The sequence below is a fragment of the Mycobacterium sp. TY815 genome (genome assembly GCF_030755135.1).
Lineage (GTDB): Bacteria > Actinomycetota > Actinomycetes > Mycobacteriales > Mycobacteriaceae > Mycobacterium.
Map to the genome: position 1 here is coordinate 2,825,642 of NZ_JAUFRX010000001.1, position 11,809 is coordinate 2,837,450.

The window sequence follows — 11,809 nt, forward strand, 5'->3', positions numbered from 1 at the left end:
GTTTGAGTCAGTAGATCGTGGTACCATCGAACATGTGTTCGACTTCGCGCAGTTCTCGCAGGTGGCCCCCGATGCCACCGAAGCCGAACTCGTCGCGCGCATCGACGCGCTGGAGCAACTCAAATCCGCCGCCGCCGCCGGACAGGCCCGCGCCGCCGCCGCCCTGGACACCGCCCGGCGCGCCGCAGAATCCGCCGCCGGGATCCCCGCAGCCAAACGAGGCCGCGGAGTGGCCAGCGAAGTCGCGCTGGCCCGCCACGACTCCCCGGCCCGCGGCGCCCGCCACCTCGGATTCGCCAAAGCCCTCGTCCACGAGATGCCCCACACCCTGGCCGCACTGGAACACGGGGTCCTCTCGGAATGGCGGGCCACCCTCATCGTGCGCGAATCGGCCTGCCTGGACCTCGAAGACCGCCGCGAACTGGACCGCGAACTATGCGCCGACACCACCGCACTGCACGGCCTCGGGGACAAACGGATCACCGCCGCAGCCAAAACAATCGCCTACCGCCGCGACGCCCGCGCAGTCGTCGAGCGCGCCGCCAAAGCCCCCCAGGACCGCACCGTCACCATCCGCCCCGCCCCCGACACCATGACCTGGGTCAGCATCCTGCTCCCCGTGGCCCAGGGAGTCGGGATCTACGCCGCACTACGCCGCGCCGCCGACACCACCGTCGACCACCGCACCCGCAGCCAAGTCATGGCCGACACCGCCTTCGAACGCATCACCGCCACCCCCGCCACCACCCCCGCACCGATCGCCCTCAACGTCGTCATCTCCGACCGCGCCCTGCTCGGCGGCACCAACGACGCCGCCCTGCTCGAAGGCTACGGCCCCATCCCCGCCGAGGTGGCCCGCACATGGCTCAACGCCGCGCTGGCCGATCACCACGCACTGGCCACCCTGCGCCGCCTCTACGCCAACCCCACCACCGGTGCCCTGGTAGCCATGGAATCGCGCGCCCGAGCCTTCCCCCGCGCCCTGGCCGCCTTCATCAACCTGCGCGACCAAACCTGCCGCACCCCCTACTGCGATGCCCCCATCCGCCACCGCGACCACATCCAACCGGTCAAACACGGCGGACCCACCACCGCCACCAACGGCCAAGGCCTCTGCGAACGCTGCAACTACACCAAAGAAACACCCGGCTGGACCGTCACCGCCCACCACCACAACGGCCACCACACCACCGAACACCAAACCCCCACCAAAGCGCGCTACCGATCCACCGCCCCACCGATCTATTCATTCGTCCGCACCAGCGAAGCCGAAGACGCCATCGCCGTGAGACTGATCGAGTTCAATGCCGCCTGACGAGTTACACCGTGAACGGCGCGTAGCTGCCATCGAGCACCTGCAGGTGCCCGATCGTGCGGCCGGTCACCACGCTCGGGCTCACCCGGGCGAGTTGCAGTGCGGCCTGCGCGAATTCCTCGGCGGTGCTCTCGTCGTCGAAACCGCGGGCGTAGTAGGACAGGCCCGGCGTCATGATCGGCTTGGACGGCGCGAGCGCGTTGACCGCGATGTTGTGCTCGGCGAGATCGAGTGCAGCACAACCGGTGAGATGTTCCAGCGCCGCCTTGGAGCCCCCGTAGCCGGGCAGTCCGCCACCCAGCCGCGAGGCGATGGAGGTGATGTTGACGATCGACCCGCCGCCGGCGGTGATCATGTCCGGGCTGACGAGTTGCATCAGCTCATACGCGGCGAACACCGCGATCTCGAAATGCCGGCGGTAGGCGGTCAGCGGGATGCTGACGAATCCCGGATACCGCGCCTTCTCCGCCGCCGCTTTCTTGGCGCGCGGCGCGGCACCCGGCCGTCCCGGCGCGGTGAACGCCGCATTGTTGATCAGAATATTGATGGGCCCCAACGCATCCCGGGCCTCGTCGACCAACCGGATGATGTCATCGTGGTCGGTGAGGTCGGCCCGGATCGCCACCGCCCGTCCGCCGGCCGCCTCGATGTCGGCGACCGTCTCGCCGATGGTTCCGGGCAGCCGCTCATCCCATACGGCCTCGGTGCGTCCGACGACAGCTACCGCCTCACCGTCGGCCGCCAGCGCCAGCGCGATCTCGCGCCCCAGACCGCGACTGGCGCCCGTGACGATGGCCGTCACCGGGTCACCCCATGCACCACGATGGCGGCGGTCTGCTCCACCCAGGCGTCGTCCAACTTCTGGTCCGGATACAGCATCATCCGCAGCATGGTGGCTCCTCCGATAATTTCGATCAGCCGGTCCGGGTCGACGTCGGCATGCGCTTCGCCGCGGTCGATCGCCTCACGCAGCCGCATCCGCACCTCCGCGAACAAACCGTGGAAGCGCGACATCACCCGCGCGTTCAACTCTGGGTCAGCGGTCATATCGGCCACCAGTCCCGGTAGGGCGGCCCGCACCACGGGGGTGGTGAACACGTCGCGGGTGGCCTCGATCATCATCCGGATATCGGCGGCGAAATCACCGGCCGGGGCCACCAACGCCGTCGGCGCCACCGGGAACGCCGCCTCATGCACCAATTCGGCCTTGCTGGACCATCTCCGGTACAGCGCGGACTTCGTAGTACCGGCCCGCTCGGCTACCGCGGCCAGACTGAGATTCGAATAGCCGATGTTGACAAGCAGTTCCGCGGTCGCCGCCAGGATGGCAGAGTCAATGCGTGGATCCCGCGGCCGTCCGGCGCCGGGGACCTTGTCAAGGGTGGACGGGTCTGCTTTCATAACGCTACCTACCGTATCGTAATTACCCCGCAAAGGAAGCACACCCGTGGCCAATGAACCGGCTCTCGAAGATGTGGGCCGCATGCAACGCTCGAGCCGCGACACCGGCACTGTCCCGGCCCTGATGTCGGAGTGGCTGGCGACGAAGCTGCCGGTAAAGCCCGAGGTCACCGTGGAAAGCGGAGTGGACTCGACGGGCATGTCATCGGAAACCATCATCCTGACCGCGCGATGGGAAGGCAACGAACAGAAGCTGGTCGCCCGGGTCGCACCCACCGCACAAGACGTTCCGGTCTTCCCGACCTACCGGCTGGATCACCAGTTCGAGGTGATCCGGCAGGTCGGCGAACTGACCGACGTACCGGTACCCCGGGTGCGCTGGATCGAGAACACCGGCGACGTCTTGGGAGCGCCGTTCTTCCTGATGGACTACGTCGAGGGCGTGGTGCCGCCGGACGTGATGCCGTATACCTTCGGCGGCAACTGGTTCGCCGACGCACCTGCCGAGCAGCAGCGCAAGCTCCAGGACGCCTCGGTCAAGGTGCTGGCCACCCTGCACTCGATCCCTCACGCCGAGAACACGTTTGGCTTCCTCACCCAGGACTTGACCGGTGACACCGCGCTGCGCCGGCACTTCGGCTGGGTCAAGTCGTGGTATGACTTCGCCGTCCCTGACATCGGCAGATCACCCCTGGTGGAGCGCACCTTCCAATGGCTGCAAGACAATTGGCCGGCCGAGGCCGACGCGCGCGAGCCGGTACTGAATTGGGGCGACGCCCGGGTGGGCAACGTGCTGTACCAGGATTTCGAACCGGTGGCGGTGCTGGACTGGGAGATGGTGACCGTCGGCCCGCGTGAACTCGATGTCGCCTGGATGATATTCGCGCACAAGGTCTTTCAGGAGCTTGCCGGCCTGGCAACGCTGCCCGGCCTACCAGAGGTGATGCGTGAGGAAGACGTGCGCGCCACCTACCAGCAGCTGACCGGCATCGAACTCAGCGACCTCAATTGGTTCTACGTCTATTCCGGCGTCATGTGGGCGTGCGTGTTCATGCGGACCGGCGCGCGGCGGGTGCATTTCGGCGAGGTCGAGAAGCCCGACGATGTCGAGACGCTGTTCTACCACGCCGGGTTGATGAAACGTCTTATCGGAGAGGAGCACTAATGCTTGGCCCGCTCGACGAGTACCCGGTACACCAGATTCCGCAGCCGATCGCCTGGCCCGGCTCGTCCGACCGGAACTTCTACGACCGCTCGTATTTCAACGCACATGACCGGACCGGAGACATCTTCGTCATCACCGGCATCGGCTACTACCCGAACCTCGGCGTGAAGGACGCGTTTCTGCTCGTCCGTCGCGGGGATACGCAGACCGCGGTGCATCTTTCGGACGCCGTCGACCAAGACCGGTTGAACCAGCACGTCAACGGCTACCGCGTCGAGGTCATCGAGCCACTGCGCAAACTGCGCATCGTGCTCGACGAAACCGAGGGCATCGCAGCCGATCTCACCTGGGAGGGCCTGTTCGACGTGGTCCAGGAGCAGCCGCACATCCTGCGGTCGGGCAACCGGGTCACCCTCAACGCTCAGCGGTTCGCGCAACTGGGCAGCTGGAGCGGACAGCTCAGCGTCGACGGCGACGACATCAACGTCGACCCGGCGGTCTGGATCGGCAGCCGCGACCGGTCCTGGGGCATCCGGCCGATCGGAGAGCCGGAACCGGCCGGCCGCCCGGCAGACCCGCCCTTCGAAGGCATGTGGTGGCTCTACGTGCCGATCGCCTTCGACGACTTCGCCATCGTGCTGATCATTCAGGAGGAGCCCAACGGGTTCCGCTCACTCAACGACTGCACCCGGGTGTGGCGGGACGGCCGGGTCGAGCAACTGGGCTGGCCGCGCGTCAAAATCCATTACCGCTCCGGCACCCGGATCCCTACCGGCGCAACCATCGACGCGACCAGTCCCGACGGCACGCCGGTCCACTTCGACGTGGAGTCCAAGCTGCCGGTGCCGATCCACGTCGGCGGCGGCTACGGCGGCGACTCGGACTGGACACACGGCCTGTGGAAGGGCGAGAAGTTCGCCGAGCGGCTGACCTACGACATGACCGACCCCGGGATCATCGCCCGCTCGGGCTTCGGCGTGATCGACCACGTCGGCCGCGCGGTATGCCGGGACGGCGACGGCGACCCGGTCGAAGGCTGGGGCCTCTACGAGCACGGCGCACTGGGCCGGCACGACCCGTCCGGGTTCGCCGACTGGCTAACCGTCGCTCCCTAACTGGTCGATGATCTCGGCCAGCGTGGACAGCCCGATGGGCGCCGCCTGATACAGGAACACCGTGTCCGCGACGCCGTCCAGGCGGTCGCGGATATGCGCGGCGATCTGCGCCGGTGTACCGCACGCGGCGATGGTGTGCATCATCTCGTCGGTGATCAGCGAGCTCATCTCCTGCCAGCGGCCTTGTTTGGACATCGCGTTGAGCTCGGGCTGCAGGTCCTCCCAGCCGTGGGCGGCCAGCACCGGCCGGTACGCCGGCGTCGAACCGTAGAACGACAGCAGCCGCCGGGTCCCCGCGACCGCCTCGTCAGAATCGCCCGAGACGATGACTTCCGGGATGATCCGGAAATCGCGCCGCCCGCGGGCCTCCAGGCCCGCCCGAACTGCGGGCAGGGTGCTGCCGTGCAGAAAACGTTTCGAGCTGAACGGCATCACCAGCAGTCCGTCGGCGTGCTCGGCGGTGGCCCGCGTCAGCCGGGGTCCCAGCGCTCCCACGTAGATCGGCGGCGGGCCGTACGGGTTCGGGCCGGGATTGAACATCGGCGTCATCAGCGTGTGCCGGTAGTACTCGCCGCGAAAATCCAGGCGCCCGCCGGAATTCCACGCCTCGAAGATCGCCCGCAGCGCCGCGATCAGCTCGGTCATCCGCTCCACGGGATGTTCGAACTGCGCGCCGAAACGTTTCTCGATCTGCGGACGAATCTGCGTCCCCAGTCCCAGATGGAACCGTCCAGCACTGAGCAGCTGGTGGTCGTTGGCCTGGTGCGCCAGATGAATCGGGTTGCGCGGAAACGCAATCGCGACATTGGTCATCAGATCCAGCCCGCCCACCATGGCGGCCAGGGTCAACGGGGCGAAGACGTCGTGCGGGCCCTCGAAGGTGGCCACGCCGTGGGCTCCGGCGGCCCGCAGTTCGCGCGCCCGGTCGGCCGCGTCGGTCAGACCGTATAAAGCGGTGAATACCTTCAACGCACTCCCACCTCAAGATCCGGCACGGAAGTAACCCTACGGAACCGACCGGCAATGCTGTTCACTGGAGCACGTGCCGAACCCCCCCTGGAATGTCGACGTTGTCGTGGTGGGCGCCGGTCTCGCCGGGCTTGCCGCCGCTCGGGAACTTACCCAGCAAGGCCACGACGTGCTGGTGCTGGAGGGCCGAGACCGCGTCGGCGGCCGCTCGTTCAGCGGCAGCGTAGCCGGGCTGCCCATCGACCGGGGCGGCTCGTTCGTCGGCCCCACCCAGGACGCGGTGCTCAAGCTGATCAGCGAGCTGGGACTGCCCACCGTCCCCACCTACCACGACGGCAAGAACGTCATCCACTGGCGCGGTGCGGCCCGGCCCTACAGCGGCACCATCCCCCGGCTGTCGCTGGTCGGTCTGCTCGACATCGGCCGGTTGCAGTGGCAGTTCGAGCGGCTCTCGCGCACGGTCCCGATAACCGCGCCCTGGCATGCGAAACGGGCGCGCCAACTCGACGGCGTCTCGCTCGGCCAATGGCTGAGCATGGTGCGCGCCACCGACTCTTCCCGCGACCTGATGGCGATCATGACCCGGGTGACGTGGGGCTGCGAACCCGAGGACGTCTCGATGCTGCACGCTGCCCGGTATGTGCGCGCGGCCGGCGGACTCAACCGGTTGCTCGACACCGAGAACGGCGCACAGCAGGACCTGGTGCCGGGCGGCACCCAGCAGATCGCCGACCGGGCGGCGGCCGAACTAGGCGACCGCGTGGTGCTGGAGGCGTGCGTACGACGCATCGAACGGCACGGGTCGGGAGTTACGGTCACTTCCGATCAGGGCCAGGCCGAGGCCGGGTTCGTCATCGTCGCGATTCCGCCCGCCCACCGTGCCGGCATCGAGTTCAATCCCCCACTGCCGCCCGAATACACCGAACTCGCCCGGCATTGGCCACAAGGCCGCCTGACCAAGGCCTACGCCGCCTACGAAACCCCGTTCTGGCGGGCCAAGGGCTTCTCCGGCCAGGCATTGCTGGACAAGGGCCCGGTGTTCATCACCTTTGATGTCAGCCCGCACGCCGACGGCCCGGGCATCCTGCTGGGCTTCGTCGACCCCCGCGCCTTCGACTCGCTGCCCGCCGACCGGCGACGTCAGGAGGCGCTGCGCTGTTTTGCGTCGCTGTATGGCGAGGAAGCGCTCAACCCACTCGACTACACGGATTTCCGTTGGGGATCAGAGGAATTCGCGCCGGGCGGGCCGACCGCCGCGGTGCCGCCGGGGTCCTGGACCAAGTACGGCAAGGTGCTGCGGCGGCCGGTCGGGCCGATTCACTGGGCCGGCACCGAGACGGCAGACGAATGGACCGGGTACTTCGACGGCGCGGTGCGATCCGGCCAGCGGGCCGCCGCCGAGGTCGCCGCGCTGCTATGAGCTGATCAGCGTCACTCGGGCCTGGCGGTCGACGGCCGCTTCGGCCAGGGCACGCAGCTGCCTGTTCACCTCGTCCGGCTGTTCCAGCATGGAGCAGTGCCCGCCGGGCAACTCGACCAGGTCCACCACGTTGGGCGCGGTGCGCGCGAGCCTACGGGCCTGGCTGATCGGAGTGAGCCGGTCATGTTCGCTGCCGATGACCAGCGTCGGCACCGTGAGCCCCTCCAGGTTGAGGTGCCGGGAGCCGATCTCCTCGATGAGCATCCGCGCGCAGCCACCGCGGCCCATCGGTGAGGTTTGTGCGAACAGTTCGTAGACGAGTTGGACGACAGCCGGGTCGGCGCCGGCACCGCAGGCCATCATCGCCACCAGATACCGGCTCGGAATCCGGACCGCGCCCGGCAGCGGCAGCCCACCGACCGCGCTGATCAGGGTCCGCCCCGCCACCACTCGGGCCGGCGACAGACCGCGCGGCACCGAGAGCAGTCTGATCTTGTCCAGCAGATCACCGCTGGCCGTGTTGATCAGCGCAACGGCGTCGGCACGGCGGCGGACCTTGTGGCGGTAGCGCTCCGACCACGCCTGGATGGTCATGCCACCCATCGAGTGTCCGGCGATCAGCGCCCGTTCGTGCGGCGCCAGGGTCGCGTCCAGCACGCAGTCGAGATCGGACGCGAGGTGTTTGAGGCTGTACCCGCCGCGGCGCGGTACCGCACTGCGGCCATGGCCGCGGTGGTCGAAGGCGATCACCCGGTAATCGGTGGACAGCTCGGCGATCTGGTGCGACCACGCCCGGATGGCACAGACGAAACCGTGCGTCAGGACGATGGGGTAACCCTCGGGCGGGCCGAACACCTCTGCGTGCAGTGTGGTGCCGTCAGCTGCGCGAACTTTGACGGTGCGGCTCGGCGGCAAGGCGGCCGGCAACTGCCGAACCGGTCTTTCACGGGTAGTCATCCGAGCAATCATCACCGCTCCCGCCTTGGTCACGGCTCCGTTGCCGCCATCCAGTTGCCCGCGACTTTACCTGACCGTAATGTGCGGTCCGTCACAAACCAGAACACGATCAGATAACGGCGAAATCGTGCCAGAGTTATCCCGCCGCGGATTTTTGGCGGCAACGACCCTGCTGGCTGGTGGCTGCACTACCTCCGGGCATCAGGCACAGCGCTCCACCGCACCCACCGCCACCGGGCCGCCGGACACGAAATCGGTCCTGATCGTCGGCGCCGGAATGGCCGGCTTGGGCGCGGCGCGCAGCCTCGCCGACGCGGGCTGGCCGGTGCGGGTGCTCGAGGCCCGGGACCGGATCGGCGGACGGGTACACACCACCCGTGACTGGGGCGTGCCGCTGGAGATGGGCGCGTCCTGGATCCACGGCACCACCAACAATCCGCTGGTGGCGCTGGCGCAGCAGGTGCACGCCTCGGTCGTGCCCACCGACTACGACGACTCGACCAAACTGGTGATCGACCCCCAGCTGCAGCCGATGACGTTCGACCCCAAGACCTGGCGGCGGCTGGTGTCCGACGCGTGCGACGAGGTGACCGGCGGAACACTCGGCGCGGCCATCACCGCTCAGTCCGGCGATCTCACCGACCGTGAGCGCGCCGAACTGGATTTCTACGTCACCACCGAGATCGAGGACGAGTACGCCGCCGACGCCGGCCAGCTTTCGGCCACGACGTACGACCTCGGCAAGTTCACCGACGGGCCCCAGTCGGTGATCACCAGCGGATACGACGCGATACCGCAACTGTTGGCCGACGGGCTCCCGATCGTGCTCAACACCCCCGTCACTTCCATTGCGCGACAGGATAATTCGGTGACCATCCGGGCCGGCGACCGAACCTTCCAAGGATCCGCCGCGATCGTCACGGTGCCGCTGGGCGTGCTGAAGGCCGCGAGCATCACCTTCGATCCACCGCTGCCCGAAGGGCACGCGCACGCGATCGATGCGCTGGGTTTCGGCGTACTGGCCAAGAGCTACTTCCGTTTTCAGCGACGAAGCTGGGACACCGAGAACGCCTTCTACGAGTACCTGAGCCCCGAAAATGGCCCCGGGAAAGGAATGTGGGCCCAGTGGTTCACGCTGCCCGCGGCCTCCGGCCCGATCGTCTTGGCGTTCAACCCCGGTTCGCGGGGCCGCAGCGTCGAGTCCACTCCCCCGGCCGATCTGGTGAAAGGGGCGCAGCCCGTCGCGCGGCAAGTGTTCGGCGCCGACGTCACCGAGGTGCGGTCCTCGAGTTGGACCACCGACCCTTACGCGCTGGGCTCGTATTCCTTCCACGCACCAGGTTCCGGTCTCGACGACCGGCGCAGGCTGCAGGAACCGGTCGGCGACCGGCTCTACCTGGCCGGCGAGGCCATCGGAGCGGACAACCCGGCGACCGTCCACGGCGCTCTGCTCAGCGGCCGGCACGCGGCCGCCGAACTGATGCGCCGGCTACCCAAACCGTGAAACAAACTGTGTATCAGTAGTTTTCCAGCGCATCCACGCTACGCCAGCTCGGCCAGGTAGTCTCAAAGATCCGGTAGATGCGCCCGTCGCGATAGACGGCGATCAGCACCAACTCTATCCGGGTCGGTTCTTCGCCGGGACGTGACGTGGTGATCCACAACCGGCCCGCCAGCCTGTCCGCCGCCTCCACCCAGGCCTCCTCGTCGTACTCGACCGAGTAGGCGATCGACGTGGCATAGAGCCTGCGGTGGCTGTCGCGAAAGTCGGCGAAGCCCTGCGTCAGCCCGTCGGAGCACATCACGAACTCCGGATGGTAGTAATGCTCGATCAAATCGCCGTTCTTCGCGACGACCATGCGCTCGAACATCTCGCGAAGTAGGTCGACCGACGTCGTCATCAGGCCGGCACCTGCGCCGGGGTGCCACGCCCGAGGTTGCGGAATCCGACGGCGGGTTTCTTCAGGCCCACCAGGAACGGCAGCGTCTTCATCTCCAGGTTGAACCGCGCCGACAGTTTGCCCAGCCCGCCCCGCTGCGGCTCGGCGTCCGGCACCTCGGCGGTCGAGAGATCGACGTAGAACGTCGACGTCTCGCCGATGCCCTCGAAGTTGTGGATCAGCGGCATCGACGCCCGGCGCATCGATTCGTCCAGGCACTCGGCCACCGCGTCGGTCATCAGCAGGTACTCGGGGATCGGCACCGAGTTCTTCAGCATGCGGTGCACCAAAATGACGTCGACGCCCGCCAACTCGACGTAGCGCTTCACCTTCTGCTCGGCGACCTCACCGACGTGCGCCACGAATTTCAGCGACAGAGTGCCCAGTTGCTCGCAGCTGCGACAGTCGCAGAGCGCTTCCTTCTTGAACCGCTCGCGGCGCGCCAGGAACGACTGCCGCATCTTGGGCAGCCTCTCGCAGACAACGCGGGCGTCGCCGTCCGGCACCCAGAAGAAGGCGGCATCGCCCTCCAGCTTGGCCAGCTTCAGACCCTTGCCACCGGCGTCGATCACCGCCTCCAGCAGGGCGCCTACCGCCTGTTGCGCGTGCGCGAGGTGCAACCGGTTCCAGCTCATGTAGTTGGTGTATCCGCCGATATCCGCAATGAGCAGAACGGCGCGCCGAATCGCCATGGTGTCGCAAGTTTAGTACCGCGCTCAGGATCGGGGAATGTACGGGAGCCTGACCCTGTTGATGGCAGCCCACAGGGCACGCTCGCGAGCGTTGTCGGCGACGAACAGCAGCTGGTCACTGGCTTCGAGCACATCTTCGGGCCCGGGGACGATGACGTTCTCGCCGCGCACCACGGTGACCAGCGCGGTGTTGGCCGGCAGCCCCAGCTCGCCCACGGACTGCCCGACCAGTGGATTATCTTGCGGCAGAGTGAGTTTCGTCAGTGCGGTGCGTCCCTCCTGCAGCCCCATCAGACGCACCAGGTGCCCGATGTCGATGGCGCCCTCGATGCCCGCGACCATCGCGCCGGGCGTCGAGACCGCGACGTCGATCCCCCAGGACTGGCCGAACAGCCACTCGTTGCGCACGTCGTTGATCCGGGCCACCACCCGCGGCACGCCGAACTCGGACTTGGCCAGCAGACCCACCACCAGGTTCGCCTTGTCGTCTCCGGTGGCGGCGATCAGCACATCGCAGGTCTGCACTCCCGCCTCCTGCAGCGCGGACATTTCGCAGGCGTCGGCGTTGAGCCAGTCCGCTTCCGGCACCTTGTGCGGCTCGAAGTTGCGCCGTTGCCGCTCGATCAGCAGGACCTTGTGACCGGCGTCGAGCAACTCCTGGGCGACCGAGCGGCCCACATTGCCGGCGCCGGCGATGCCGATCCGCAATTTCCGCTTGGTCACGTGACCATCTTTGCGTATGGACAGAGACCCGGCACTTCCCGCTGTGCAACGCGCGGCGGCCCGGCGCGGGCTGATTTACTGACAGCACGCCGAAATCGGCGGCCTCGTCCAC

Annotated in this window: 12 protein-coding genes; 5 read left to right on the forward strand and 7 right to left on the reverse strand. The window is 67.5% G+C overall.

Annotated features, from left to right (window positions below; translation table 11 throughout):
- The first annotated feature begins 34 nt into the window (after positions 1–34).
- Positions 35–1,315, forward strand: a complete 1,281-nt coding sequence (locus QXK92_RS12130; RefSeq protein ID WP_306241859.1) for an HNH endonuclease signature motif containing protein — start codon at positions 35–37, stop codon at positions 1,313–1,315.
- A 4-nt stretch (positions 1,316–1,319) separates the two neighbouring features.
- Here QXK92_RS12130 and QXK92_RS12135 read toward each other — a convergent pair whose 3' ends face one another.
- Entirely contained in the window at positions 1,320–2,117 is a 798-nt protein-coding gene (locus QXK92_RS12135; protein ID WP_306241860.1) for an SDR family NAD(P)-dependent oxidoreductase, read from the reverse strand.
- The gene (locus QXK92_RS12140) at positions 2,114–2,716 is read right to left on the reverse strand and encodes a TetR/AcrR family transcriptional regulator (RefSeq protein ID WP_306241861.1); all 603 of its coding nucleotides are present in this window, start codon (positions 2,714–2,716) and stop codon (positions 2,114–2,116) included. The genes QXK92_RS12135 and QXK92_RS12140 overlap by 4 nt, the downstream gene beginning before the upstream one ends.
- A 46-nt stretch (positions 2,717–2,762) precedes the next feature.
- On the opposite strand from QXK92_RS12140, the gene QXK92_RS12145 reads away from it, so the two are divergent.
- Complete coding sequence (locus QXK92_RS12145) at positions 2,763–3,881, forward strand: phosphotransferase family protein (protein ID WP_306241862.1); 1,119 nt, start codon at positions 2,763–2,765, stop codon at positions 3,879–3,881.
- Positions 3,881–4,996: a hypothetical protein gene (locus QXK92_RS12150; protein WP_306241863.1), complete on the forward strand. Its 1,116-nt coding sequence runs from the start codon at positions 3,881–3,883 to the stop codon at positions 4,994–4,996. Before QXK92_RS12145 ends, QXK92_RS12150 begins: the two co-directional genes overlap by 1 nt.
- Here QXK92_RS12150 and QXK92_RS12155 read toward each other — a convergent pair.
- On the reverse strand, positions 4,979–5,965 hold the full coding sequence (locus QXK92_RS12155) for a TIGR03617 family F420-dependent LLM class oxidoreductase (RefSeq protein WP_306241864.1): 987 nt from the start codon (positions 5,963–5,965) through the stop codon (positions 4,979–4,981). The genes QXK92_RS12150 and QXK92_RS12155 overlap by 18 nt on opposite strands.
- A gap of 73 nt (positions 5,966–6,038) precedes the next feature.
- Between QXK92_RS12155 and QXK92_RS12160 the strand changes: the two genes are divergently transcribed.
- Positions 6,039–7,385, forward strand: a complete 1,347-nt coding sequence (locus QXK92_RS12160) for a flavin monoamine oxidase family protein (RefSeq protein WP_306241865.1) — start codon at positions 6,039–6,041, stop codon at positions 7,383–7,385.
- On the opposite strand, the gene QXK92_RS12165 is transcribed toward QXK92_RS12160, so the two are convergent.
- The gene (locus tag QXK92_RS12165) at positions 7,380–8,342 is read right to left on the reverse strand and encodes an alpha/beta fold hydrolase (RefSeq protein ID WP_306241866.1); all 963 of its coding nucleotides are present in this window, start codon (positions 8,340–8,342) and stop codon (positions 7,380–7,382) included. The genes QXK92_RS12160 and QXK92_RS12165 overlap by 6 nt on opposite strands.
- Before the next feature lie 127 nt (positions 8,343–8,469).
- On the opposite strand from QXK92_RS12165, the gene QXK92_RS12170 reads away from it, so the two are divergent.
- Positions 8,470–9,846 (forward strand): NAD(P)/FAD-dependent oxidoreductase, encoded by a 1,377-nt coding sequence (locus QXK92_RS12170; RefSeq protein WP_306241867.1) that lies wholly within the window; start codon positions 8,470–8,472, stop codon positions 9,844–9,846.
- Between the two features lie 13 nt (positions 9,847–9,859).
- On the opposite strand, the gene QXK92_RS12175 is transcribed toward QXK92_RS12170, so the two are convergent.
- Genes QXK92_RS12175 through QXK92_RS12185 form a run of 3 tightly spaced genes read right to left on the reverse strand, consistent with a single transcriptional unit; the run spans position 9,860 to position 11,682 of the window.
- Positions 9,860–10,243 carry a nuclear transport factor 2 family protein gene (locus tag QXK92_RS12175; protein WP_306241868.1) on the reverse strand — a complete coding sequence of 128 codons (384 nt, stop codon included), beginning with the start codon at positions 10,241–10,243 and terminating at the stop codon, positions 9,860–9,862.
- Positions 10,243–10,974: a DUF2652 domain-containing protein gene (locus QXK92_RS12180; protein ID WP_306241869.1), complete on the reverse strand. Its 732-nt coding sequence runs from the start codon at positions 10,972–10,974 to the stop codon at positions 10,243–10,245. The genes QXK92_RS12175 and QXK92_RS12180 overlap by 1 nt, the downstream gene beginning before the upstream one ends.
- Positions 10,975–10,998: 24 nt before the next feature.
- Positions 10,999–11,682 carry a TrkA family potassium uptake protein gene (locus QXK92_RS12185; protein ID WP_306244367.1) on the reverse strand — a complete coding sequence of 228 codons (684 nt, stop codon included), beginning with the start codon at positions 11,680–11,682 and terminating at the stop codon, positions 10,999–11,001.
- Positions 11,683–11,809 lie beyond the last annotated feature (127 nt).